Raw genomic sequence first — 23,862 nt, forward strand, 5'->3', positions numbered from 1 at the left:
CTCCTCGTGATGTGTGCGACAGGGGTTCGGCTGTTCGGGGGTCTATCCGGAATGTTCCTGCACGATACGCCTGAGTGCCATGTTTGGGGAGGGCATGCGGCACTCAGTGCCATCAGCGGCCGGGGCTGTCGGTCGGCGGCGGGTGTGCGCGATACGGCAGGATGACCATGTGAACGATCCCGGTCTGGAGCCCGTGCCCGATCCCGCTGCGATGCGCAAGCAGTACCGGGCCGACGGGCTCGACGAGAGCGAGCTGGCCGCCGGTCCGATGGAGCAGTTCGGGCGGTGGTTCCTGGAGGCCGCTCAGGAGGGCGGGCTGTTCGAGCCGAACGCGATGGTGGTGTCGACGGCCGACGCGGAGGGCCGCCCGACGTCTCGTACGGTGCTGATGAAGGCGTACGACGAGCGGGGTTTCGTGTTCTACACCAACTACGAGTCCCGCAAGGCGCGTGATCTCGCGGAGAACCCCCATGTGTCGCTGGTCTTCCCGTGGCACGCGGTCGCCCGGCAGGTGATCGTGACGGGGACGGCGCGGCGGACGGGGCGGGACGAGACGGCGGCGTACTTCCGGTTGCGGCCGCACGGGTCGCAGTTGGGGGCGTGGGCGTCCGCGCAGTCCTCGGTGATCTCCTCCCGGGCGGAGCTGGACGCGGCGTACGCCGAGTTGAACGCCCGGTATCCGGAGGGCGAGCAGGTGCCGGTGCCGCCGCACTGGGGCGGGTTCCGGGTGGCGCCGCAGAGTGTGGAGTTCTGGCAGGGGCGGTACAACCGGCTGCACGACCGGTTGCGGTACGTGGCGCTGCCGGACGGGTCGTGGCGGGTGGAGCGGCTCAGCCCGTAGAGGGGGGATCGGGCCGCGGGGGCTCAGTCGAGGGCCGCGTCGAGGAGTGCGGCCCACTGGGCGACGACCTTGTCGCGGCGGCCGGTGTCGTCGGTGAGGAGGTTGGCGAGGCCGAGGCCGCGGGCCATGTCGAGCATGCCCTGGACGGTTTCGCGGACGCCGGGGACGGTCTCGTCGGCGCGCAGCAGGTCGACGGCGATGCGGTGGGTCTCGCGGCCGACGCGGGCTTCGAGTTCGGTGACGCGCGGGCGGAGCTGCTCCTCGTTGGAGGCGGCGACCCAGAGGTGGAGGGCGGCCCGGAAGAGGGGGCCGGTGTACAGGTCGACGAGGGCGGCGACGACGGCGCGGCGGTCGGCGGGGCCGTGGGGGAAGAGGGCGCGCAGGGCGAGCGAGCGTTCTTCGGCGACGTACTCGACGGCGGCGGTGAAGAGGTCCTCTCGGGTGCGGAAGTGGTGCTGGGCGGCGCCGCGTGAGACGCCGGCGCGTTCGGCGACGACGGAGACGGTGGAACCGGCCCAGCCGTGTTCGGCGAGGCAGGAGACGGCGGCTTCGAGGAGCCGTTTGCGGGTGACGCGGCTGCGGTCCTGCTTGGGGCCGCGTTCGGCCACGGCGGCGGTGTCCACCGAGGAGGTGTCCGTGTCCGCCGTGCTGTCCGTCGCTGTGTCCTTGGACGTGTCCGTCGATGTATCCGCCGTGCTCACAGCACCCATCCCGGTTCTCGTCTTTCGAGGAAGGCCGTCATGCCCTCGCGGGCGTCGTCGGAGTCGAACAGCCGGGACGAGAGCCGGGTCAGTTCGCCCGCGTCCAGGTCGAAGTTCTCCAGCACCTTAGCCGTGAGCAGGCGTTTCGTCTCCGCCAGGGCCCTTGGTGCGGCTCGGCGCAGTCCGTCGAGGACGGGTTCGAGTACGGCGTCGACGTCGGGGCCGGTGGTGGTGAGCAGGCCGAGGCGGGCGGCTTCGGCGGGGCCGAACCGTTCGCCGGTGAGGTAGTGGCGGGCGAGGCCGCGGGGGTCGGTGCGGGGGCGGAGGGTGAGGGAGATGACGGCGGGGGCGACGCCGATGCGGACCTCGGTGAAGGCGAAGGTGGCGTCGGGTCCGGCGGCGGTGATGTCACAGGCGCCGAGCAGGCCGAGGCCGCCGGCGCGGACGTGGCCGGTGACACGGGCGACGACCGGCTTGGGGAGGTCGACGATCTGGCGGAGCAGCCCGACGAGGGCTTCGGGCCGGGGCGGTCGGCGCAGGTCGGCGCCGGCGCAGAAGGTGGTGCCGGTGTGGGTGAGGAGGACGGCGCGGGTGGCGTCGTCCTTGCCGCAGTGGGCGAGGGCCCCCGACAGGTCGTGCACGAGGTCGGCGGAGAGGGCGTTGCGGTTGGCCGGGGAGTCGAGGGTGAGGGTGGTGATGCCGCGGTGGTGGGCGGTGTGTACGAGGGGCTGGGGTGTGTCCGTCACAGGCGCTCCCTGAGTGCTCGGCGGCTCCTGGCAGTACGGCTGGTGTCGGCTGCGGCGTGCGCGGCTGGGGCCCGGCGGCCGCCGTCGCCGCCTGTGGGGCGTCGGTGGCCCGGTGCGCGTGGGGGCGGCTCAGTAGGACTTGGGCAGTCCGAGGGTCTGGTGGGAGACGTAGTTGAGGATCATCTCCCGGCTGACGGGGGCGATCCGGGACACGCGTGCGGCGGTGACCAGTGAGGCGAGGCCGAACTCGTGGGTGAGGCCGTTGCCGCCGAGGGTGTGCACGGACTGGTCGACGGCCTTCACACAGGCCTCCCCGGCGGCGTACTTCGCCATGTTGGCGGCTTCGCCGGCGGCCGCGTCGTCGCCGCTGTCGTAGAGGTGGGCCGCCTTCTGCATCATCAGGCGGGCCAGTTCGAGTTCGATGTGGGACTGGGCGAGTGGGTGGGCGATGGCCTGGTGGGCGCCGATGGGCCGGCTCCACACGGTGCGGTCGCGGGCGTACTCGACGGCCTTCGCGAGGGCGTAGCGGGCCATGCCGATGGCGAACGCGGCGGTCATGATGCGTTCGGGGTTGAGGCCGGCGAAGAGCTGGAGCAGGCCGGCGTTCTCGTCGCCGACCAGGGCGTCGACGGGGAGCCTGATGTCGTCGAAGGCCAGCTCGAACTGCTTCTCGGCGGCGCGGAGTTCCATGTCGATGGGCCGGTACTCGAAGCCGGGGGTGTCCCTGGGGACGATGAACAGGCAGGGCTTGAGGGCGCCGGTGCGGGCGTCCTCGGTGCGGCCGACGATGAGGGTGGCGTCGGCCTTGTCGACGCCGGAGATGAAGACCTTGCGGCCGGTGAGCAGCCAGTCGGCGCCGTCGCGGCGGGCCGTGGTGGTGATGCGGTGGCTGTTGGAGCCGGCGTCGGGTTCGGTGATGCCGAAGGCCATGGTGCGGGTGCCGTCCGCCAGGGCGGGCAGCCATTCGCTCTTCTGGGCGTCGGTGCCGAAGCGGGCGATGACCGTGCCGCAGATGGCGGGCGATACGACCATCATGAGCAAAGGGCAGCCGGCGGCGCCGAGTTCCTCCAGGACGATGGAGAGTTCGGCGATTCCGCCGCCGCCTCCGCCGTATGCCTCCGGCAGGTTGACGCCGAGGTAGCCGAGCTTGGCTGCCTCGGACCAGAGGGCCTCCGGGGTGAAGTCGCGGCCGTGGCGTTTGCCGAGGGCGGCTACCGCGGCTCGTAGGGCCTGGTGTTCTTCGGATTCGATCACGGGGGACATGGGGGCTCCTGAGGGGGTGGGTGCGTCGGTCGTTCGGAGGGTGCGGGTGTGTGGGGGTTCCTCGCGCTCACGCGGCGGAGCCGCATATCGAAACAGCCCCGCGCTCCTAGCGGCGTTCGTCTTCGACCACGGCGAGAAGGGTGCCCGGTTCCACCTGGTCGCCTACGGCCACGTTCAGGCTGGTCAGGGTGCCTGTGGCCGGGGCGGTGACCTTGTGTTCCATCTTCATCGCCTCCAGCCAGAGGAGGGGTTGGCCCGCCTCGACCGGGGTGCCCGGTTCCGCGTTCTCCGCGAGGCGGACGACCGTGCCCGGCATGGGGGCCAGGAGGGAGCCGGCGGCCTGGGTGGTGGTGGGGTCCGGGAAACGGGGCAGGGCCCTCAGCTCGGTGGCGTTGACGTGGCGGATGTCGCCGTAGCGGGTCACCTGGTACGTCCTGCGGATGCCGTCGGCTTCCAGGACGACCCGGCCGGCGTCTGCGTGGACGACCGTCACGCCGTCGGCGTCCAGGCCGGTCCTGGTGTGGCGGTACGTCACCTCGTGCTCTTCACCGGCCAGTTCGTAGCGCCTGGTGTGGGGCCGGGAGGGGAGGTTGCGCCAGCCGCCGAAGCGGCGGTCGCCGTGGGCCCGCGCGTCGGCGAGGGCGGCGGCCAGCGGGGCGTGCGGGTCGGGGGCGGGGTCGGTGAGGTGGGGCAGGTGGCGGTCGTAGAAGGCCGTGGTCATGCGGGCCGTCGTGAACTCGTCGTGGCGCAGGGAGTGGATCAACAGGGCGCGGTTGGTGGTGGGACCGTGGATCGTCGCGCGGTCCAGGGCTCCGGCGAGCTTGCGGACGGCCTCGGCGCGGGTGGGGGCGTGGGCGACGACCTTGGCGATCATGGGGTCGTAGTGGACGCCGACCTCGTCGCCGTCGGTGTAGCCGGTGTCGAGGCGGACGTCGGCCGGGACGGTCAGGCGGTGCAGGGTGCCGGTCTGGGGGGTCCAGCCGGTGGCGGGATTCTCGGCGTAGAGGCGGGCCTCGACGGCGTGGCCGTGCGGGACCGGGGGCTCGGCGGGCAGGGCGGCACCTTCGGCGACGCGGAGCTGTTCGGCGACCAGGTCGAGGCCGAACACGGCCTCCGTCACCGGGTGTTCGACCTGGAGGCGGGTGTTCATCTCCAGGAAGTGGGCGCGGCCGTCGGCGACGAGGAACTCGACGGTGCCGGCGCCGGCGTAGGAGACGGCGTGCGCGGCGCGTACCGCGAGGGTGCGCAGTTCGGCTTCGAGGTGCGCCGGGAGACCGGGTGCGGGGGCCTCCTCGATGACCTTCTGGTGGCGGCGTTGGAGGGAGCAGTCGCGGGTGCCGAGGGCCCACACGGTGCCGTGGGTGTCGGCGAGGATCTGCACCTCGACGTGGCGGCCGTTCTCGATGTACGGCTCGATGAACACCTCGCCGTCGCCGAAGGCGCTCGTGGCCTCGGCGCGGGCGGCCTCCAGGGCGGCGTCCAGGTCGTCGAGGCGGCGGACGACGCGCATGCCGCGGCCGCCGCCGCCCGCGGCGGCCTTCACCAGGACCGGGAGGTCGGCGTCGGTGACCTCGGTGAGGGGGGCGAGGCCCATGAGCTGTTTGGCGCGGGTCTTCGAGGCCATCGCCTCGATCGCCTCGGGGGGCGGGCCGATCCAGGTGAGGCCGGCGTCGAGGACGGCACGGGCGAAGTCGGCGTTCTCGGAGAGGAAGCCGTATCCGGGGTGGACGGCGTCGGCGCCGGAGGCGAGGGCGGCCTTCACGACGAGGTCGCCGCGCAGGTAGGTGTCGGCGGGGGCCGCGCCAGGAAGGCGTACCGCCTGGTCGGCGACGCGCGTGTGGAGGGCGGTGTCGTCGGCGTCGGAGTGGACGGCGACGGTGCGGATGCCCAGCTGACGGCAGGTGCGGAAGATCCGGCAGGCGATCTCGCCCCGGTTGGCGACGAGCACTGAAGTGATCACGTGGTCCCTCACATCCGGAAGACGCCGAAGCCGCCGCGGGCGCCCTCGTAGGGGGCGGTGTGGATGGCCGACAGACACAGGCCGAGGACGGTGCGGGTGTCGCGCGGGTCGATGACGCCGTCGTCGTACAGCCGCCCGGACAGGAACAGGGGCAGCGACTCGGACTCGATCTGCTGCTCCACCATGGCGCGCAGCGCGGCGTCGGCGTCCTCGTCGTACGGGTGGCCCTTGGCGGCGGCCGACTGGCGGGCGACGATCGACAGGACGCCGGCGAGCTGTTGGGGGCCCATGACGGCGGACTTGGCGCTGGGCCAGGCGAAGAGGAAGCGGGGGTCGTAGGCGCGGCCGCACATGCCGTAGTGGCCGGCGCCGTAGGAGGCGCCCAGGAGGACCGACAGGTGAGGGACCTTCGAGTTGCTGACCGCGTTGATCATCATCGCGCCGTGTTTGATGATGCCGCCCTGCTCGTACTCCTTGCCGACCATGTATCCGGTCGTGTTGTGGAGGAAGAGCAGCGGGATGTCGCGCTGGTTGGCGAGCTGGATGAACTGGGCGGCCTTCTGCGACTCCGCGCTGAACAGGACGCCCTGGGCGTTGGCGAGGATGCCGACGGGATAGCCGTGCAGGGTGGCCCAGCCGGTGGTGAGGCTGGGGCCGTAGAGGGGCTTGAACTCGTCGAAGTCGGAGGCGTCGACGATGCGGGCGATGACCTCGCGGGGGTCGAAGGGCACCTTCGGGTCGGCCGGGACGATCCCGAGCAGGTCCTCCGCGTCGTACTTCGGGGGATCCGCGGGAGCGGGGTCGGGGTGGGCCTTGCGGTGGTTGAGGCGGGCGACGACGCGGCGGGCCTGGCGCAGGGCGTCGTGCTCGTCGACGGCGAACTGGTCGGCGAGGCCCGACACGCGCGCGTGCATCTCGGCGCCGCCGAGGGACTCGTCGTCGCTCTCCTCGCCGGTGGCCATCTTCACCAGCGGCGGGCCGCCGAGGAACACCTTCGCCCGCTTCTTGACCATGATCACGTGGTCGGACATGCCGGGGACGTAGGCGCCGCCCGCGGTGGAGTTGCCGAAGACGACGGCGATGGTGGGGATGCCGGCGGCGGACAGGCGGGTGAGGTCGCGGAAGACGGCGCCGCCCGGGATGAAGATCTCCTTCTGGGAGGGCAGGTCGGCGCCGCCGGACTCGACGAGGCTGATGCAGGGCAGCCGGTTGGCGAGGGCGATGTCGTTGGCGCGCAGGGCCTTCTTCAGTGACCACGGGTTGCTGGCGCCGCCGCGTACGGTCGGGTCGTTGGCGGTGATCAGGCATTCCACGCCCTCGACGACGCCGATGCCGGTGACGAGGGAGGCGCCCACCGTGTAGTCGCTGCCCCAGGCGGCCAGCGGGGAGAGTTCCAGGAAGGGCGTGTCCGGGTCGAGGAGCAGTTCGATGCGTTCGCGGGCGAGCAGCTTGCCTCGCCCCCGGTGCCTGGCGACGTACTTCTCGCCGCCGCCGGCGAGGGCCTTGGCGTGCTCGGCGTCGAGTTCGGCGAGCTTGGCGAGCATCGCCTCGCGATTCGCGGTGTGGTCGGGGCCGCTCGGGTCGAGGGCGGAGGCGAGGACGGTCACCGGTACACCTCCGGCGGGGCGGGGCGGACCTCCGGCGGGGCGGCAGGCTCCGGCGGGGCGGCAGGCTCCGGCGGGGCGGCAGGCTCCGGCGGGGCGGCAGGCTCCGGCGGTACGGGGCGGACCTCCGGCGGTACGGGGCGGACCTCCGGCGGTACGGGGCGGACCTCCGGCGGTACGGGGCGGACCTCCGGCGGTGCGGGGCGGCGGGCGGTCACAGGAGTACCTCCGGGATGTCCAGGTGGCGGGAGCGGAGCCATTCGCCGAGGGCCTTGGCCTGGGGGTCGAACCGGTGCTGGGAGGCGACGCCCGCGCCGAGGATGCCCTCGACGACGAAGTTCAGGGCGCGCAGCCCGGGCAGCGGGTGGCGGGTGACGGGCAGGCCGGCGGTCTCCGGGAGGAGGGCGCGCAGCCGGTCGGTGGTGAGGGTGTGCGCGAGCCACCGCCAGGCGTCGTCGCTGCGGGCCCACAGCCCGATGTTGGCGTTGCCGCCCTTGTCGCCGCTGCGGGCCCCGGCGACCAGCCCGAGGGGCGCGCGCCGGGTCCGGAGCCCGGCCGGCAGCGGCTCCGGCAGGGCGGGCTCACCGACGGGACGCGGTACGAGGGTGTCGTGCGGCGGGGGCACGGGGATCCGGCGGCCGTCGTGGAGGACGGCGGTGTGCTCCACGTCCCCCTGGTCGACGTACACGTCCTCGAAGACCCCGTAGGGGGCGCCCTTTCCCGGCGGTTGCAGTACATGGAAGCCGGGGTAGCTGGCGAGGGCCAGCTCGACGGCCGCTCCGCTGAGGGCGCGGCCGACGGCCTCCGGGTCCGGGTCGCGTACGACGAGCCGGAGCAGCGCGCTGGCGGTCTCCTCGGTGGGTGCGTCGGGACGGTCGGTCCGCGCCAGCTCCCAACGCACCTCCTGCGGCGGCGACTTGGCGAGGGCGTCCGTCATCTGAGCCTTCACGACGGCGGCCTTCGCCTCGATGTCGAGGCCGGTCAGGACGAAGGCGACCTCGTTGCGGAAGCCGCCGAGCCGGTTGAGCCCGACCTTGAGGGTGGGGGGCGGGGCCTCGCCGCGTACGCCCTGGACGCGGACCCGGTCGGGGCCGTCCCGGGTGAGCCGTACGGTGTCGAGGCGGGCGGTGACGTCGGGTCCGGCGTAGCGGGCACCGGCCGTCTCGTACAGCAGTTGGGCGGTGACGGTGCCGGTGTCGACGAAGCCGCCGGTGCCGGGGTGCTTGGTGATGACGCTGCTGCCGTCCTCGTGGAGTTCGGCGAGCGGGAAGCCGGGGCGGCGGATGTCGCCGTCGGCGAAGAAGGCGTAGTTGCCGCCGGTGGCCTGGGTCCCGCACTCCAGTACGTGCCCGGCGACGACGGCGCCCGCGAGGCGGTCGTACTCCGTGGGCCCCCAGCCGAAGTGGGCGGCGGCGGGCCCGGTGACCAGCGCGGCGTCCGTGACCCGGCCGGTGACGACGATGTCCGCGCCCTCCCGCAGACAGGCCGCAATGCCGAAGCCGCCGAGGTAGGCGTGCGCGGCGAGGCTGCCGGGGTGCCGGGCGGTGAGGTCGTCGCCCTCGACGTGCGCGACCCGCACGGGGATGCCGAGCCGGTCGGCCAACGCCCGTACGGCGTCAGCGAGTCCGGCGGGGTTGAGCCCGCCGGCGTTGGTGACGATCCGCACGCCGCGTTCGTGGGCGAGACCCAGGCACTCCTCCAGCTGGCGCAGGAACGTCCGGGCGTACCCGGCGGCGGGGTCCTTCAGTCGGTCGCGGCCGAGGATGAGCATGGTCAGCTCGGCGAGGTAGTCACCGGTGAGGACGTCGAGGTCGCCGCCGGTGAGCATCTCGCGCAGGGCGTCGAAGCGGTCGCCGTAGAACCCGGAGGCGTTGCCGATGCGCAGGACGGTCATCGCGCCGCCTTCCCCGGCTCGCGCCCCCTTCCCGGTGGGCCCGCGAAGGCCTGGGCGATGTCCAGCCAGCGGTCGGCGTCGGCGCCCTCGGCGCGCAGGGCGAGGTCGGCGCGGTGGGCGCGCTGGGTGACCAGGAGGCAGAAGTCGAGCGCGGGGCCAGTCACGCGCTCGGCGGCGTCCTCGGGGCCGTACGCCCACAACGCGCCGGAGGGGGCGGTGAGTTCGACGCGGAACTCCTCGAAGGGCGGGGTCAGTGAGTGCACCCCGAAGGAGAAGTCGCGGGTACGGACGCCGAGCCGGACAACATGGCGGAGCCGGTCGGTGGGGACACGGGTCACGCCCAGTGCATCGGCGACGTCCTGGCCGTGGGCCCAGGTCTCCATCAGCCGCGCGCTCGCCATCGAGGCGGTCGACATGGGCGGCCCGAACCAGGAGTACCGCGCGCCGTCGGGGGCGGCCCGCAGCGCACCCTCCAGGGCCTCGCGCCCGGCCCGCCAGTCCGCGAGCAGTTGTTCCGGGGGTTTGCCCGCGCCCTCCTCGGCCCCGTTGTCCACGAAGTCGCCGGGTTGCGTCAGCGCGTTCTCCACCTCGTGGGCGAAGGCGCCCTGATCCGTGACGGCGAGCAGCGCGGCGCGGTCGGTCCAGGCGAGATGGGCGATCTGGTGGGCGATCGTCCAGCGGGGCGCGGGGGTCGCGAGCGACCAGCGTTCCACGGGCAAATCGGCGACGAGCGCGTCGAGTTGTTCGCTCTCGGCGCGTAGGTCGTCGATGACGGGCGTCGGGTCGGCCATGGAGGGGAGGATGACAGGACGACCATAAACAAGCAAGCATGCTTGCATTTTTATTACCGACAGGGTGGGGCGCCGGGAGGGAGCGCGTAAGCCTCAAAAGGATTTACACCCCTGTCCCAGTCCATTAGCCTGGACTGTGCAGTCATCCATACTGAACGCACCACCACTCCCCCGCTCCTGGACGGCCCCCGTGACACCTCCCAGCGCTGACCGGCCCGCATCCGCCACGCCCGCGCCCGCCCCCGCCACGCCCATGTCGGCCGACCCGGCTTCCGCACCTTCCGCCCGCCCCGCCCGCCCCGCCCCTTCCTCCCGTTCCGCCCGCGCGCGGGGTCTCGGCTCGCTCGGGCCCGTCGGGCTGGTGCTGGCGGGTGGGGTGTCGGTGCAGTTCGGCGGGGCGCTGGCGGTGAGCCTGATGCCTCGGGCGGGGGCGCTCGGGGTGGTGACACTACGGCTGGCGGTCGCCGCGCTCGTGCTGCTCGTGGTGTGCCGGCCCCGGCTGCGCGGGCACTCGCGCGCCGACTGGGGCACGGTCGTGGCCTTCGGTATCACCATGGCCGCGATGAACGGCCTCTTCTACCAGTCCCTCGCCCGTATCCCGCTCGGCCCCGCCGTCACCCTGGAGGTGCTGGGCCCGCTGACCCTGTCCGTCATCGCGTCCCGCCGCGCGGTGAACCTCGTGTGGGCGGGGCTCGCGCTGTGCGGTGTCTTCCTGCTCGGCGGCGGGGGCGGCGGCTTCGGTGACCTCGACCCCGTCGGTGTGGCGTTCGCGCTGTCCGCCGGGGCGATGTGGGCGGCGTACATCGTCTTCAGCGCCCGTACGGGCCGACGGTTCCCGCAGGCCGACGGGCTGGCGCTGGCCATGGTGGTCGCGGCGGTGCTGTTCCTGCCGCTCGGCGTGGTGGAGTCCGGCGCCCGGCTCCTCGACCCCACGACCCTGGCGCTGGGCGCCGCCGTCGCCGTCCTGTCCTCCGTCCTGCCCTACACCCTGGAACTCCTCGCGCTGCGCCGGCTGCCCTCCTCCACCTTCGCCGTCCTCATGAGCCTGGAGCCCGCGCTCGCGGCGGCCGCCGGTTTCCTCGTCCTCGACCAGACCCTGTCCGCGCCGGAGTCCCTCGCGATCGCGCTGGTGATCGGGGCGAGCATGGGGGCGGTACGGACGCAGGTGGGGCGGGGGAAGGCGGATGTGGCGGGGTGAGCGCCGGGGGCGGGCCGCGTGCCGGACCGGCGCGCGGTCTGGTCCGCCTCGTCGTGCCTCACTAGGTTGAGGGCAGCCCCGCCGGTCCTCGGGGGGTGAGCCGTCGGACGGGGGTGCCGTTGTGCCGGAGGTCGAGCTGTCGGCCGGGACGATCGACTATCAGGACACCGGCGGGGACGGGCCCGTGCTCGTGTTCGGCCATGGTCTGCCGATGACCGGGACGCAGTGGCGCAAGGTCGTCCCGCTCCTGGACGGCTACCGCTGCGTCCTGCCCACGCTGCCTCTCGGCGGCCACCGCCGGCCGATGAGACCGGACGCCGACCTGTCCCACCGCGGCGTCGCACGGCTGCTGGGCGAGTTCATGGAGCGGCTCGGCCTGGACGACGTGACGCTCGTCCTCAACGACTGGGGCGGGGGCCAGTTCCTGGTGACGGAGGAGCAGGGCCGCAGGGTGGGTCGGCTGGTGCTGGTCGCCTGCGAGGCGTTCGACAACTTTCCCCCCGGCCCCGCGAAGGCCCTGGCCAAGGTGTGCAGGGTGCCGGGCGGCGTCCGGCTGCTGACCCGCCTCATGCGGGTTCCCGCGTTCCGCGACAACCCCAAGGGGTACGGCGGGATGAGCCTGCGCGGCATCCCGGACGAGATCATCGCCGAGTGGTTCGGCCCCGCGACCCGCAGCAGGGCCATCCGCCGGGACTTCGCCAAGTTCGCCACGTCGGCGCCCGGCCGGGCCGTCCTGCTGGAGTGGAGCGAGGGGCTGCGGGACTTCGACCGTCCCGTCCTCGTCGTCTGGGCCACGGAGGACCGCCTGATGCCGCGCGAGCACGGCCCCCGGCTGGCCGCGCTGTACCCGAAGGGCCGGCTGATCGAGATCGAGGACTCCTCCACGCTCGTCCCCGAGGACCAGCCGGAACGCCTCGCCGAGGCGATCAGGGACTTCGTCGAGGAGACGGGGGCGGGGCGCGACGCTTGAGCGCCGGGGTCGCTGGACGAGGTGCTCAGGGCCTGTCCTTCGACCGAACGATCAACGCGTTGAAGACCTCCCGGGCCGTGGCCACGAGGTTCGACAAGCGCGGCTACATCTTCCACGGCACCGGCACCGTCGCCTGGTCGCCGGTCGTGCCGTCGAGCATCTCGCGCACGATGTCCAGGTGGCCGTTGCGGCGGGCCGTCTCCTCGGCGAGGTGGAGGAGGATCCGGCGCAGGTCGGCGTGGAGGCCGTTGCGCACGGCTCGCTGGACCTGCTTGTCCAGGCCGCTCCCGGCGACCAGTTCGCGGTGGCGGGCGCTCTGTCCGGCGTATTCGTCGAGCAGCTGCGTGAGCGGGAAGTCGACGGCGATACGCATCTCGCGGTGGGGGTCCTCCTCGCTCCAGGGCCCCGGGGTGCGAATCGGATCAGTTCAGCCGTGGTGACACCCAGGCGTGATGGCGAAGGATCATGCGGGTTGCGAGGCGGGAGGGTGTCAGCCGCATTGCCGTGTTGCGCAGGGTGACGGCCAGTGGGTGGGAGAGCTGCTGGCCCATTCGCCCGGCCTGCCGGGCGGCACGCGCGACCGCCTGGCTGCGCGGCCGACGTTCGGCGTCGTAGCGGGCGAGCGCGGCTTCGACGGTGCGCTCGGTGGCGAGCGCGGCGGCCAAGGTGATCGCGTCCTCCAGCGCCTGGCAGGCGCCCTGTCCGAGGTTGGGGGTCATCGCGTGTGCCGCGTCACCGAGCAGCGCGACCCGGCCGACCGCGTACGAGGGGAGCGGCGTGCGGATTTCGTTGACGTCGTGGTGCAGCACGGCGGCGGGTCGGGTCGCGTCGAACAGCGCGGGGATCGGGTCGTGCCAGTTGCGGAACCGTCGGCGCAGTTCGGCCAGCGGGTCGGCGAACCGCGTCCCGGCGGGCATGTTGAGGACGGCGTGCCACTCGGCCCGCCCGTCACGAAAGGCGATGTGCCCGAACTCGGCCCCCTGCCCCCAGGTCAGCTCGAAGTCGGTGCGCAGTTCGACCTCCTGCTCGGTGATGGCGCGCAGCACTGTCGAGCCGCTGTAGACCGGGCCGGGGTGGGCTGGGAAGAGAAGGCTGCGCACCTTGCTGCCGATGCCGTCGGCCGCCACCACCAGATCGGCGTCCAGGACCGTGTCGCCGCAGCCGACTCGAACCGTCCCGGGGCCGGTCTGCCGGACCGGGCCGGCCTCGGAGCCGATCAGCAGTGCCTCGGCGGGCAGCGCCTTGCGAAGCAGCCGGTGCAGGATGGCGCGCGGGATGCTCATGATCGGCGTGCCCACCGCCTTCTCCAGCACCGCGCCGTCCATCCGGGTCAGCCAACCGCCCTCCGGCGTACGGGTGCCGCCTGTGTACTGGCCGCGCGAGGCGTCCCGTACCGCCTCGCCGACGCCGAGTTCGTCAAGTGCCCTTACTCCGTTGGCGGCCAGTGATATGCCCGCCCCCGCGTCCTCAAGCATGGACGCGCGCTCGACGACCGTCACTTCCCATCCGATGCGGCGCAGGCCGATCGCGGCGGCCAGCCCGCCGATGCCCCCTCCGACCACCACTGCCGTGTTGCCCATGCCGAACCCCCAGCATTTCTACACCTGTAGAAGGGTCACCCTATCCGAGGCTCTACAGGTGTAGAAAGGAGCCATGGCTTCGGATCGGCGCACCCTCCTCGCGGACGCGGCTCTCGACGTACTCGCCGACGAAGGGATCCGCGGCCTGACCCACCGGGCAGTCGACCGCAAAGCGTCCCTGCCGCCCGGCACTACGTCGGCGTACTTTCGCACCCGGGCCGCGCTGCTCACCGGACTCGTCACACGCCTGGTCCAACTCGACCAGGAGGAACTGCAAACGATGGCCGAGCACCTCCCGCCCATCCGCACGGTCGAGGAACTGGTGGACGGCATGGTGTTGCTCACCCGACAGCGACTCGTCGGCGAGGGCCGCCGGCGCTCGCTCGCCCGTTACGCCTGTGCCGTCGAGAGCGTGCGAGACCCCGAACTGCGCGAGATTCTCATCCCCCGCGAGAACGCCGGCCGCGAGGCCGTCCGACTGTTCCTCGCCAATCAGGGCGTGACGGATGTGGAGAACCGCACACACACTCTGCTGACCTGCATCGACGGGCTGGTCTTCGACCGGCTGGTGTGCGGCGGCGAAGTGCCGCGCGAGCCTCTCGAAGGCGTTGTCGCGGCCGCCCTACGTTAGACCCCAGCCGCCCGTTGGACCCCAGCCGCCCGTTGCACCCCAGCCGCTCACCGTTCCGGCCCGTGACCTCAGGCCTCCGCCCCGTTCAAGCGCTCGGCATCCGTTTTCGCGTGGCGCGTCGACCTCGGGCAGCGCCTTCTGCACCGTGGCGTTGGACGCGTCGAAGCGGGCTTTCAGGCGGCCTGGGAAGGGAGGTTGCTTCCGGGGTGCCGCCCATGATCTCGTCGCGCAGCTCGGCGGCAATGCGTTCGTGCAGCGAGCGGCGGCCGGGACCTCGGGCCGGGCCTTGGGCACGGTCAGTCCAGCCTGATCTCGTAGCGCAGCCGCTGCCGTCGCCCCGGCATCACCATGCGGTCGATCTGGATCGGTTGACCGTTGCGGTCCAGCGTGAGCCGGGTCAGCCGCAGGACCGGCTCCCCGGGCGCGGTCTGCAAAGCCTTCCGCTCTTCCTCGTCCGCCACGTCCGCCACGACATCCTCACGTACGAGAGAGCCGACGTGTCCGAGTCGGGCGAGCAGCGTCACGGCTCCGCCCCGGATCTTGGCCGTGCCGGCCAGAGCGGTGCCGCGAGCGATGGAGGTCGGATAGTAGGTGTCCGTGAGCTCGTTCGGCTGGTCGTCGAGAAGGATGACACGACGGCGCACGACGACCGGCTCTCGCTCCGGGACCCCGAACAGTCGCGCAACCTCGGCGGGTGCGGGAACCTCACCGGCGTGCACGATTCGCTGCGTGCCGCGGCGGCCCTGTGCCGCCGCATCAGCGGCCCACGCGTCGCCCTGCCCGTTCTCGCGCGGCGTCAGGTAAGGCATCGAGGCGCTGACCCACCTGCTGCCCAATGAATCCTCCCGGACCTCAAGGTTGCCGTTCGCGTTCCACTCGGAACCGGACTGCCGGCGCCGCTGGAGTCACGGAGGCGATGGACGGAGCCGACCTCGTCGCCTGTTGTATAACCAGGCAATGATCCACCACGTCGTGTCACTCGAAGCCTGGAACGCCCGGCCCGATCAGCCCTATGCTCCCGACTCGCTCGCCGAGGAGGGGTTCGTGCACTGTTCGCCCGACGAGGCGACGACCCTGGCCGTTGTCAACGCGTTCTACCGGGACGCACCGAAGCCGTTGCACGTGCTGATGCTCGATGAGGGACGGCTGGACGCCCGTGTCGAGTTCGAGGCCGCGGCGCCCGCCCCGCCGCCGGGTGTCGGCGACGACATCCTGTTCCCCCATGTCTTCGGGCCGCTCAACCGGGACGCCGTGGTGGGCGTCCAGGAGGTGGAGTGGGACACGGAGGGGCGGGCGACGGCACTCAAGGACGTGTAGGGAGGAGCACCGTCAGCCACGGCGTCGGCAGTTCGGCCTCTCAGCCCCCTCCCCATCCCCCCTCCCCAGCTCCCGCTACAGCCCCTCCGCCAACACCTCCGCCAGATGCACCGCCCGCCTCCCCGCCAGCTGCTCCAGCTGGGTCCGGCAGGAGAAGCCGTCCGCCAGGACCACCGCGTCGTCGGCCGCCGCCCTCACCGCCGGGAGGAGTTGCTCCTCGGCGCAGGCGACGGACACGTCGTAGTGGCCCTTCTCGAAGCCGAAATTGCCGGCGAGGCCGCAGCAGCCGCCGCTGAGGTCGCCGGTGAGGCCGGCGGCGGCGCGGAGGCGGCGGTCGGGGGCGTCGCCCAGTACCGCGTGCTGGTGGCAGTGGGTCTGGCCGACCACCGGGCGGTCGAGCGCGGGCGGGGACCAGCCGGGGGCGTACCGCTCCAGGGCCTCGGCGAATGTGACGACGGAGGCGGCCACCCTGGCGGCCCGCGGGTCGTTGGGGAGCAACTCGGGGAGGTCCGAGCGGAGGGTCGCCGCGCAGCTCGGTTCGAGGACGACGAGGGGCGGGCCGGCCGGGGTGAGGTCGGGGTCCTCCTCCAGCGACGCCTCCGAGGCTGGGACGAGGAACGGGTCCAGCAGGTCCAGCGTGCGGCGCAGCACCGCGCGGGCCTGGTCGAGCTGGCCCGTCGAGATGTACGTCAGACCGCAGCAGAGCCTGCCCTGCCGCGACGTGAACAGGGTGCGGGCGAGTGTCCCGCGGGTGCGGTCGGCCTCTTCGCCCGCCTCAGTCCGCTTCAGCCAGGCCGGTTTCCGCCTCGTCCGGAGCGTCGGCGGCACGATCACCTCAAGCCCGGCCGCCTCCAGCACGCGCAGCGCGGCCCGCCCCACGGACGGGGAGAGGTACTCGGTGAAGGTGTCGGTCCACAGCAGCACGGTGGTCGGCGGCTCGTACGCGTCGCCGTCCCCGTCGTGCTCACCGTCCTCGGCACCCGCCCGGAGCCTGGCCCCCTCGCCCGCCCGAAGCCTTGCCTCGGCGGGGGTGCCCGCCGCCAGTTCCTCGGGGCCCGGCGGGCGGAGGACCCGTCTCGGCCCCCACCGCTGTCCCCGCCCCTCCGGACGGTCCCGCTCCACCCACTCGACCCACTCGACACCCTCGTCCGGCTCGACACCCTCATGCGGCTCGACACCGTCAACCGGCTCGTCCCCCTCGTCCCGCTCCCCGGCCCACCCCCGGTACCACCGCGAGAACGGCACCGTCGCCAGCCGTGGCAGCTCCCGCTCCCCCGCGATCCCTCCCAGCCGTTTCGCCAGGCCGGCCAAAGGGCGCGTAACGGCCAGGAAGTTGGCGAGGCGGGCCGTGCGGGTGCGGGCGACCAGGCGGAGCCATACCGGCAGCCGGCCCATGGTGTAGTGGGCCGCGGGGCGGCGCCGGCCCGCGTAGTGGTGGTGGAGGAACTCCGCCTTGTACGTGGCCATGTCGACGCCGACGGGGCAGTCCGAACGGCAGCCCTTGCAGGACAGGCAGAGGTCCAGCGCGTCCCGCACCTCGGGCGAGCGCCAGCCGTCGGTGACGACCTCGCCGGCCAGCATCTCGTGCAGGAGGCGGGCCCGGCCGCGGGTCGAGTGCTCCTCCTCACCGGTCGCCCGGAAGGACGGGCACATGACGGCCCCGGAGCCCGGGACGACCTGTGTGGTACGGCACTTGGCGACGCCCACGCAGCGCCGTACGGCCGCCGAGAAGTCACCGCCGTCCTCCGGGTATCCGAACACCACCGGCACCGGTCCGCGGGGCAGCGGGGCGAAGCGCAGGTTCGTGTCCAGGGGGGCGGGGCGGACGAGCATGCCGGGGTTGAGGAGGCCGTCGGGGTCCCAGAGGGCCTTGGAGTGCTCGAACAGCGCGATCATCTCGGGGCCGTACATCTTCGGGAGCAGTTCGGCCCGTGCCTGGCCGTCGCCGTGTTCCCCGGAGAGCGAGCCCCCGTGGGAGACGACCAGTTCGGCCAGGTCCTCCGAGAAGCGGCGGAAGCGGGCGATGCCCGGCCCGGTGAGGAGGTCGAAGTCGATGCGGACGTGGATACAGCCGTCGCCGAAGTGGCCGTAGGGGGTGCCGCGCAGGTCGTGGGCGCGGAGGAGGCCGCGGAAGTCCCTGAGGTACGCGCCGAGCCGGGCGGGCGGGACCGCGCAGTCCTCCCAGCCCGGCCAGGCCTCGCTGCCGTCGGGCATCCGGGTCGCCGTACCGCTGGCGTCCTCGCGGACGCGCCACAGGGCGCGCTGGGCGGCAGCGTCGGTGACCACCAGCGCGTCGGCCGCGTCCGCAGCGCGCACGATCGCGGCGGCATGCGCCCGCGCCTCGGCCGCCGTGCGGCCGCCCGTCTCGACGAACAGCCACGCCCCTCCCGCCGGCAGCCCGGACGTGCCCGGCGGCACGAGGTCCGCCGCCATGCCCTCCACGGTCAGCGGGCCGTGCGACAGCAGCGCGGGGGCCGCCTCGGCCGCCGCGCTCTCGTCGCCGTACGCCAGGACGGCGAGGGCACGCGCGCGGGGTGCCTCGACGAGCCGTACGACCGCCTCCGTGAGGACGCCGAGGGTGCCCTCGGAGCCGCAGAAGGCGCGGGCCACATCGGTGCCCTTCTCGGGGAGCAGGGCGTCGAGGGCGTAGCCGGAGATACGGCGGGGCAGGTCGGGAAAGCCGGTGCGCAGCAGCGCCAGCTCCCCCTCCACCAGCGCCCGGAGGCCGTCCGGGGCGCCCGACCAGCCCTGTCCGAGCCTGCGGGCCCCGCCCCTCCCGTCGAGCACCGACAGCTCCCGCACGCTGTCGGCGGTGGTGCCCCAGGCCACCGAGTGGGAGCCGCAGGAGTTGTTGCCGATCATGCCGCCGAGGGTGCAGCGGCTGTGGGTGGAGGGGTCGGGGCCGAAGCGGAGGCCGTGCGGGGCGGCGGCGTCCTGGAGGCGGTCCAGGACCAGGCCCGGCTGGACCACGGCCGTGCGCGCCTCGGGGTCCAGGGAGACCAGCCGGTTCATATGGCGGGTGAAGTCCAGGACGACACCCGTGCCCGTGGCCTGACCGGCGATCGATGTGCCGCCGCCGCGCGCCACCACCGGCACGCCCCGCTCCCGGCACACCGACAGGACGGCCGCCACGTCGTCCGCGTCCCGTGGCGCGACCACACCGAGCGGCACGCGCCGGTAGTTGGACGCGTCCATGGTCATGAGCGCCCGCGCGGTCACGTCGAACGCGACCTCGCCGCGCACGGACGCTGTCAGCGCCGTCCGGAGCTCGGCCGCCGCACGCGACTCCGCCGCACCCGGCTTGGACCCGCCCGGCTTCGACCCGCCCGGCGTCGACCCGCGCTGCTCCGGCGCGCCCGACTCGGCCGTCGACCGTGACCGTGCCGCGCGCGCCCCCGCCGTCGGCCGGGACCGTGCCCCCGCTCGCGTCTCCCCTGGACCTTCCATCCCCCCAGCATGCATCCGACCACTGACAGTGACCACATGGTGACGACGGGGCGGCCTCGGGACAGTGGCCGGATTATGGGGGAGCTAACCGGAAACCGCCCGACCACGGTCACGAACTCCCATATAGTGACGCCCAATTGAGCACCAGGTGTCGCTTCTCGCACAGGGACCGACCGTGTTACCGAGACCAGGAACCGACTGAGTTACCGAGTCCAGAACCGACCGAGGACAGCAGACCATGACCGCGCCCAGCCCCCCACGCCCCCCGGGCGACCGCCCCGCGCTCCGCTCAGTCCTGCCCCTTCCCCTGGTCACCGCCGTGTTCGCCGCCGCCGCGGCCGGCGGTTCGGTCGCCCTCGCACCCGAGTCGGTCCGGGTCCCCCTGGCGGGTGGCGCGGGCGCCGCCGCCCTGCTGCTCACGCTCGCCGTCGCGGTCGCCGTCCACGCCCGGCAGTCGGCGCGGTCACTGCGGCACCGCCTCGACGCCGTGTCCCGTGACACCGGGATGCTCCTCCAGGAACGGGCCCGGATGACGGCCGAGTTCGGGCAGGAGCGGGCGCGGCTCGCCGAGGAGTTCCTGCAGGACCGTGCCCGCATCGCCGCCGACTACGCCCGTGAACGGACGCGGCTCACCGCCGAACTGGACCACGAGCGCGGCCGGCTCGCGGAGGAGCGCACCCAGCTGGAGAGCAAGGCCGAGGAGGAGAGGTCCCGTCTCCTCGACCGCGCCCGGCAGGCCGAGGCCGAACGCACCGCCGCCCTCGCCGTCACCGCCAACGTGGCCGGCCGGATGCAGGCCCTCGCCACCGGCACCCTCGCCGATCTGCGCGCCATGGAGGAGCGCCACGCCGACGAGGACGTCCTCGCCGACCTGCTGCACCTCGACCACCGCACCGCCCAGGCGGGCCGCCTCGCCGACTCCGTCGCCGTCCTCGCGGGCGCCCGCTCCGGCCGCCGCTGGGCGAAGCCGATCCCCATGGAGTCCATCCTGCGGGGCGCGATGGGCCGTATCGGCGCCTACCGCCGGGTCCGGCTGCACTCGTCCAGCGAGTCCGCCGTCGCCGGGCACGCCGCCGAGGGGGTGATGCACGCGCTCGCCGAACTCCTCGACAACGCGGCGAACTTCTCACCGCCGACCGCCGAGGTCCACGTCTACGTCGAGGAGGTCCCGGCCGGCGTCATCATCTCCGTCGAGGACGCGGGCCTCGTCATGAGCGACGTCCAGCTGCGCCGCGCCGAGCGGGCCGTCTCCGGCGAGGACTCCGACATCACCGGCCTCACCGGCACCCGCCTCGGCCTCGCCGTCGTCGGCCGCCTCGCCCGCAAGCACGGTCTCAAGGTCTCCTTCCGCCCGTCCGCCCGCGGCGGGACGGGCGTTCTGATGCTCGTCCCGCAGGACGTGCTGGCCGGTACGGTGCCGTCGGCGGGGGCACCGGAGGAGGCCACGGCCCCCACGGAGGAGCGGGCGCCCGCCCACGCCGACCGGTCGACGTCGTACGCCGCCGTCCCCGCGCCGCACGACCTGGACGACGAACCGACGCCGACCCACGAGTCCCCGTTCGGCACCGTCCCCGGCGCCGGGGAGCCCGCGACGGCCCCCGGCGGCCTCCCCCGGCGCCGCCGCGGCCGGTCCCTCGCCGAGGCCGAGGCCCGCACGCGCGCCCAGGCCGCCGTCGGCCGCCCGGCCCGTGACTCCCGGCCCGCCGACGACGCCGGCTCCGGCGCCGTCCGTTTCAGCAGCTTCCGCCGCGCCGTCCGCGGCACGAGCGGCCTCGACCAGGCCTTCGTCCAGGGCACGGCCACCGGGGACGAACCGTCCCCGACGACCTCGGGGACGGGGACCACGGGGACCACGGAAACCTCCGGGGCGCCCCTCGCGTCCGGCGCTCCCCGCCTGGAACCCGCACGGGAGGCACAGCCGGAACCCGCACGACAGAGCCGGCCGGAGTTCCTGCCGGACCTCTTGCCCGAACTCCCGCGGGAGCCGGTGCGCGAGCCCGTGGGGGAGGCGGCGCCCGGCCCGGCACCGGACGGCTCGGCACCGCACGACGCGGCCGTACCGCCGCTCGCGCTGGAGCCCGTACGGGAACCCGAATGGGGCGTCGCCCAGGGGGCGGCCTGGGAAGTGTCCCCGGCCCCGGAACCCGAGTGGGAGCCGACCGCTCCCGTACCGGACCCCGGCTGGGAGCCCGAGCCCGTGCGCGGCGCGCGGTGGGAGTTCGAACCGGTACGGGACGAGCCGTGGGAGCCGTCCTCCGAGACACCGTGGCAGCCGGGACTCGCCCGGATCCCGCTCCAGGAATCCGAGCCGGTCCAGGAAACCGCGTGGCAGCCCGACCCCGCCCGGACTCCGCCGCAGGACCCCCAGCCGGTCCAGGAAACCGCGTGGCAGCCCGACCCCGCCCGGACTCCGCCGCAGGACCCCCAGCCGGTCCGGGAAACCGCGTGGCAGCCCGACCCCGCCCGGACTCCGCCGCAGGACCCCCAGCCGGTCCAGGAAACCGCGTGGCAGCCCGAGCCCGTACCGGGGCCCGAGTCGGCGCGGGACATCCAGTGGAAGCTGGACGCGTTGCGGGAGCTGGCCCGGGAGCCGGTGCGGGAGGCCCGCCCCGAGCCGGCCGACGGCAACGCCCCCTCCGCCCACGCCCCGTCGTCCCACGCCTCCGCGGCCCCGTATCCGGCACCCGACGGCACCGGCCCCGATCACGTCCCCCACCCGGACCCCCATCCGCATCCCGACCTGGAAGGCGACCACACCCCATGACCGGCACCGGCACCACCGCCGACGACAGGCTCACCTGGCTCATGGAGGGTTTGCTGGAACGCACTCCGGGCGCCCGGCACGCGCTCGTGCTCTCGCGGGACGGTCTGAAGCTGTGCCGTACGCCGGAGCTGTCCGTGGACCAGGCCGACCAGCTCGCCGCGATCGCCGCCGGTATGCAGTCGCTGTCCCACGGAGCCTCCGTGGAGTTCGGCGACGGCAGCGGCGGCGTGCGGTCGGCGATGGCGGAGTTCCACGGCGGGGTCCTGTTCATCGTGGAGGCCGGCGAGGGAGCGCATCTGGCCGTCGTCACGGACGAGGAGGCCGACGCGGGGCTCGTCGGACACAACATGAGCGAACTGGTGGAGCAGTTGGGAGCGCACCTGAGCGCCCGCCCGCGCCACCGGCCGGCCGCGTCCTCGGACACGGCCCTCAGCCCGACAGCTTCCACCGCGACGGCTTCCATCGCGACGACGGCGACCACCTCGGCTACTTCGGCTACGGCTCTGGCGCCCCGTACGTCATGAGCCGGCCCGGCAGGGACGACCTGCCCGACCGGCTGTACACCCTCACCGGGGGACGCAGCCGGTCCGCGCCCGGCACCCCCTTCGACCTGGTCACCCTGGTGACGGCCGAGTCGCGGCCGGTACCGGGAATGCAGTCGGAGCACGCGGCGATCCTGCGGCTGACGGAACGCCCCACGGCGGTCGTGGAGATCGCCGCCGGGCTGGCGCTGCCGGTGAGCATCACCAAGGTGCTGCTGTCCGACCTCCTCGCCGCGGGCCGGGTCAGTGCCCGGCACCCGCACAAGGCCACGCTGATCGATCTGGACATCCTGGAGCAGGTACTAGTTGGACTTCGCAACCTCTGAGCACGACGGTGACGGCCGGGCGCCGGGACCCGCCCCCGTCCCCGTCCCCCTCACCGGCCCCCGCTTCCGCCTTGACCCCGCCGCCCTGTACCGCGAACTCCGGCGCGAGCACGGCGAGGTCGTCCCCGTGCTGCTCGACGGGGGCGTACCGGCATGGCTGGTGCTGGGCTACCGCGAACTGCACCAGGTGACGAGCGATCCGGAACTGTTCAGCAGAGACTCCGGGTTGTGGAACCAGTGGCCGGACATCCCCGCCGACTGGCCGCTGTTGCCGGTGATCAGCAGGGAACAGCCGTCGATCCTCGGCTCGGTCGGCGAACGGCACCGGCGGCGCGCTCAGCTGCTCGGCGAGGCGCTGGAGGCGGTCGACCCGTTCGCCCTGCGCGGCCATGCCGAGCGGTTCGCGGACGAGCTGCTCGACGCGGTGTGCGGGGCGGGCACGGCCGACCTCGTGGCGCAGTACGCGGCACTGCTGCCGGTCCGGGTGCTGGCCTACCTCTTCGGGTTCCCCGAGGAGCAGGGGCCTGCCCTGGTCACGGCGTTGACCGACATCCTCGACGGCCAGGGCCGGGCACGGGCCGCCGAGGCGGAGGTGACGGCGGCGATGACGCGGCTCGTGGCGGAGCGGCGGCGGCGTCCGGCGGACGACGTGGTGTCCCGGCTGCTGGCGAACGCCCCCGCGTACGGCTTCTCCGTCGAGGAGGTCACGCACGACGTGACGGTCATGCTGGCGGCCGGACACCAGCCGACCACCGACTGGATCGGCAACTCGCTGCGGCTGATGCTGACCGACGAGCGTTTCGCGGCCTCCCTGTTCGGGGGGCGCAGCAGCGTGGCCGAGGCCATGAACGAGGTGTTGTGGGAGGACGCCCCCGTCCAGAACGCGGCCGGCCGCTGGACCACCCGCGACACCCGGCTCGGCGGCCGTGCCCTGCGCGCCGGCGACCTCGTCGTCCTGGGCCTCCAGGGTGCCAACTCCGACCCCCGCGTCCGCACCCCCGGCTCCGCCCTCACCGGCGGCAACAACGCGCACTTCTCCTTCGGACACGGCGAGCACCGCTGCCCGTTCCCGGCGCGGGAGATCGCCGAGGTCATCGCGCGGACCGGCATCGAGGTCGTCCTGGACCGGCTGCCGGACCTGGACCTCGCCGTACCGGAGGAGGCCCTCACCCGGCGGCCCTCGCCCTGGCTGCGGGGGCTGGTGGAACTGCCGGTGCGGTTCTCGCCGTCGCCCGCGGTCGGCGGCCGGTGACCCGTGCCGCGTCGAGTGGCGGGGTCGGTCGCCTG

General features: G+C 73.5%; 18 protein-coding genes and 3 pseudogenes. 10 read left to right on the forward strand and 11 right to left on the reverse strand.

Going from position 1 to position 23,862, the window contains the following annotated elements; translation table 11 throughout:
* Nucleotides 1-211: 211 nt before the first annotated feature.
* Nucleotides 212-841, forward strand: a complete 630-nt coding sequence (gene pdxH / locus ACZ43N_RS29595) for a pyridoxamine 5'-phosphate oxidase (RefSeq protein WP_468102067.1) — start codon at nucleotides 212-214, stop codon at nucleotides 839-841.
* Between the two features lie 23 nt (nucleotides 842-864).
* On the opposite strand, the gene ACZ43N_RS29600 is transcribed toward pdxH, so the two are convergent.
* The 7 genes from ACZ43N_RS29600 to ACZ43N_RS29630 form a co-directional block, all read right to left on the reverse strand.
* Nucleotides 865-1,551 carry a TetR/AcrR family transcriptional regulator gene (locus ACZ43N_RS29600; RefSeq protein ID WP_468101849.1) on the reverse strand — a complete coding sequence of 229 codons (687 nt, stop codon included), beginning with the start codon at nucleotides 1,549-1,551 and terminating at the stop codon, nucleotides 865-867.
* Nucleotides 1,539-2,288 (reverse strand): enoyl-CoA hydratase family protein, encoded by a 750-nt coding sequence (locus ACZ43N_RS29605; RefSeq protein ID WP_468101851.1) that lies wholly within the window; start codon nucleotides 2,286-2,288, stop codon nucleotides 1,539-1,541. Before ACZ43N_RS29605 ends, ACZ43N_RS29600 begins: the two co-directional genes overlap by 13 nt.
* Nucleotides 2,289-2,417: 129 nt before the next feature.
* Entirely contained in the window at nucleotides 2,418-3,551 is a 1,134-nt protein-coding gene (locus tag ACZ43N_RS29610) for an acyl-CoA dehydrogenase family protein (protein WP_468101853.1), read from the reverse strand.
* A 106-nt stretch (nucleotides 3,552-3,657) separates the two neighbouring features.
* Complete coding sequence (locus tag ACZ43N_RS29615; RefSeq protein WP_468101856.1) at nucleotides 3,658-5,511, reverse strand: acetyl/propionyl/methylcrotonyl-CoA carboxylase subunit alpha; 1,854 nt, start codon at nucleotides 5,509-5,511, stop codon at nucleotides 3,658-3,660.
* An 8-nt stretch (nucleotides 5,512-5,519) separates the two neighbouring features.
* Nucleotides 5,520-7,118: an acyl-CoA carboxylase subunit beta gene (locus ACZ43N_RS29620; protein WP_468101858.1), complete on the reverse strand. Its 1,599-nt coding sequence runs from the start codon at nucleotides 7,116-7,118 to the stop codon at nucleotides 5,520-5,522.
* 211 nt (nucleotides 7,119-7,329) lie between these two features.
* Nucleotides 7,330-9,009 carry an acyclic terpene utilization AtuA family protein gene (locus ACZ43N_RS29625; RefSeq protein WP_468101860.1) on the reverse strand — a complete coding sequence of 560 codons (1,680 nt, stop codon included), beginning with the start codon at nucleotides 9,007-9,009 and terminating at the stop codon, nucleotides 7,330-7,332.
* The gene (locus ACZ43N_RS29630; protein WP_468101862.1) at nucleotides 9,006-9,800 is read right to left on the reverse strand and encodes a TIGR03084 family metal-binding protein; all 795 of its coding nucleotides are present in this window, start codon (nucleotides 9,798-9,800) and stop codon (nucleotides 9,006-9,008) included. Before ACZ43N_RS29630 ends, ACZ43N_RS29625 begins: the two co-directional genes overlap by 4 nt.
* Before the next feature lie 190 nt (nucleotides 9,801-9,990).
* Here ACZ43N_RS29630 and ACZ43N_RS29635 point away from each other — a divergent pair, with 190 nt between their 5' ends.
* The 3 genes and pseudogenes from ACZ43N_RS29635 to ACZ43N_RS29645 form a co-directional block, all read left to right on the forward strand.
* Entirely contained in the window at nucleotides 9,991-10,998 is a 1,008-nt protein-coding gene (locus ACZ43N_RS29635; protein ID WP_468101864.1) for an EamA family transporter, read from the forward strand.
* A gap of 121 nt (nucleotides 10,999-11,119) precedes the next feature.
* Complete coding sequence (locus tag ACZ43N_RS29640) at nucleotides 11,120-11,968, forward strand: alpha/beta fold hydrolase (protein ID WP_468101866.1); 849 nt, start codon at nucleotides 11,120-11,122, stop codon at nucleotides 11,966-11,968.
* Between the two features lie 41 nt (nucleotides 11,969-12,009).
* A pseudogene (locus tag ACZ43N_RS29645) lies at nucleotides 12,010-12,102 on the forward strand (IS5/IS1182 family transposase); the annotation flags it as partial.
* Here ACZ43N_RS29645 and ACZ43N_RS29650 read toward each other — a convergent pair.
* A pseudogene (locus tag ACZ43N_RS29650) lies at nucleotides 12,072-12,374 on the reverse strand (mycothiol transferase); the annotation flags it as partial. The pseudogenes ACZ43N_RS29645 and ACZ43N_RS29650 overlap by 31 nt on opposite strands.
* Nucleotides 12,375-12,390: 16 nt before the next feature.
* Nucleotides 12,391-13,548: an FAD-dependent monooxygenase gene (locus ACZ43N_RS29655; RefSeq protein WP_468101868.1), complete on the reverse strand. Its 1,158-nt coding sequence runs from the start codon at nucleotides 13,546-13,548 to the stop codon at nucleotides 12,391-12,393.
* A 73-nt stretch (nucleotides 13,549-13,621) separates the two neighbouring features.
* Here ACZ43N_RS29655 and ACZ43N_RS29660 point away from each other — a divergent pair, with 73 nt between their 5' ends.
* Nucleotides 13,622-14,179: a TetR/AcrR family transcriptional regulator gene (locus ACZ43N_RS29660; protein WP_468101870.1), complete on the forward strand. Its 558-nt coding sequence runs from the start codon at nucleotides 13,622-13,624 to the stop codon at nucleotides 14,177-14,179.
* A gap of 296 nt (nucleotides 14,180-14,475) precedes the next feature.
* On the opposite strand, the gene ACZ43N_RS29665 is transcribed toward ACZ43N_RS29660, so the two are convergent.
* Nucleotides 14,476-14,988 (reverse strand): UTRA domain-containing protein, encoded by a 513-nt coding sequence (locus ACZ43N_RS29665; protein WP_468101872.1) that lies wholly within the window; start codon nucleotides 14,986-14,988, stop codon nucleotides 14,476-14,478.
* Between the two features lie 148 nt (nucleotides 14,989-15,136).
* Here ACZ43N_RS29665 and ACZ43N_RS29670 point away from each other — a divergent pair, with 148 nt between their 5' ends.
* A complete protein-coding gene (locus tag ACZ43N_RS29670) occupies nucleotides 15,137-15,496 on the forward strand; it encodes a DUF952 domain-containing protein (protein ID WP_468101874.1) in 360 nt (119 codons plus the stop codon).
* Nucleotides 15,497-15,571: 75 nt separating this feature from the next.
* Here ACZ43N_RS29670 and ACZ43N_RS29675 read toward each other — a convergent pair whose 3' ends face one another.
* Nucleotides 15,572-18,697, reverse strand: coding sequence for an FAD-binding and (Fe-S)-binding domain-containing protein (locus tag ACZ43N_RS29675; RefSeq protein WP_468102068.1), 3,126 nt, complete (start codon nucleotides 18,695-18,697; stop codon nucleotides 15,572-15,574).
* 484 nt (nucleotides 18,698-19,181) lie between these two features.
* On the opposite strand from ACZ43N_RS29675, the gene ACZ43N_RS29680 reads away from it, so the two are divergent.
* From ACZ43N_RS29680 to ACZ43N_RS29695, 4 genes and pseudogenes are all read left to right on the forward strand, one after another.
* Entirely contained in the window at nucleotides 19,182-21,707 is a 2,526-nt protein-coding gene (locus tag ACZ43N_RS29680) for a sensor histidine kinase (RefSeq protein WP_468101876.1), read from the forward strand.
* Nucleotides 21,704-22,105: pseudogene (locus ACZ43N_RS29685) on the forward strand (roadblock/LC7 domain-containing protein); the annotation flags it as partial. The gene ACZ43N_RS29680 and the pseudogene ACZ43N_RS29685, both read left to right, overlap by 4 nt.
* A 122-nt stretch (nucleotides 22,106-22,227) precedes the next feature.
* The gene (locus tag ACZ43N_RS29690) at nucleotides 22,228-22,575 is read left to right on the forward strand and encodes a DUF742 domain-containing protein (RefSeq protein ID WP_468101878.1); all 348 of its coding nucleotides are present in this window, start codon (nucleotides 22,228-22,230) and stop codon (nucleotides 22,573-22,575) included.
* Nucleotides 22,556-23,827 carry a cytochrome P450 gene (locus ACZ43N_RS29695; RefSeq protein ID WP_468101880.1) on the forward strand — a complete coding sequence of 424 codons (1,272 nt, stop codon included), beginning with the start codon at nucleotides 22,556-22,558 and terminating at the stop codon, nucleotides 23,825-23,827. The genes ACZ43N_RS29690 and ACZ43N_RS29695 overlap by 20 nt, the downstream gene beginning before the upstream one ends.
* The last annotated feature ends 35 nt before the right edge of the window (nucleotides 23,828-23,862 follow it).

The sequence above is a fragment of the Streptomyces sp. NPDC030814 genome (assembly GCF_055572155.1).

Coding starts and splice junctions, on each gene's coding strand:
- pdxH (WP_468102067.1), top strand. CDS start 212: ATGCGCAAGCAGTACCGGGCCGACGGGCTCGACGAGAGCGAGCTGGCC.
- ACZ43N_RS29600 (WP_468101849.1), bottom strand. CDS start 1,551: ATGGGTGCTGTGAGCACGGCGGATACATCGACGGACACGTCCAAGGAC.
- ACZ43N_RS29610 (WP_468101853.1), bottom strand. CDS start 3,551: ATGTCCCCCGTGATCGAATCCGAAGAACACCAGGCCCTACGAGCCGCG.
- ACZ43N_RS29625 (WP_468101860.1), bottom strand. CDS start 9,009: ATGACCGTCCTGCGCATCGGCAACGCCTCCGGGTTCTACGGCGACCGC.
- ACZ43N_RS29630 (WP_468101862.1), bottom strand. CDS start 9,800: ATGGCCGACCCGACGCCCGTCATCGACGACCTACGCGCCGAGAGCGAA.
- ACZ43N_RS29655 (WP_468101868.1), bottom strand. CDS start 13,548: ATGGGCAACACGGCAGTGGTGGTCGGAGGGGGCATCGGCGGGCTGGCC.
- ACZ43N_RS29660 (WP_468101870.1), top strand. CDS start 13,622: ATGGCTTCGGATCGGCGCACCCTCCTCGCGGACGCGGCTCTCGACGTA.
- ACZ43N_RS29665 (WP_468101872.1), bottom strand. CDS start 14,988: ATGCCTTACCTGACGCCGCGCGAGAACGGGCAGGGCGACGCGTGGGCC.
- ACZ43N_RS29670 (WP_468101874.1), top strand. CDS start 15,137: ATGATCCACCACGTCGTGTCACTCGAAGCCTGGAACGCCCGGCCCGAT.
- ACZ43N_RS29675 (WP_468102068.1), bottom strand. CDS start 18,697: ATGACCATGGACGCGTCCAACTACCGGCGCGTGCCGCTCGGTGTGGTC.
- ACZ43N_RS29680 (WP_468101876.1), top strand. CDS start 19,182: ATGACCGCGCCCAGCCCCCCACGCCCCCCGGGCGACCGCCCCGCGCTC.
- ACZ43N_RS29690 (WP_468101878.1), top strand. CDS start 22,228: ATGAGCCGGCCCGGCAGGGACGACCTGCCCGACCGGCTGTACACCCTC.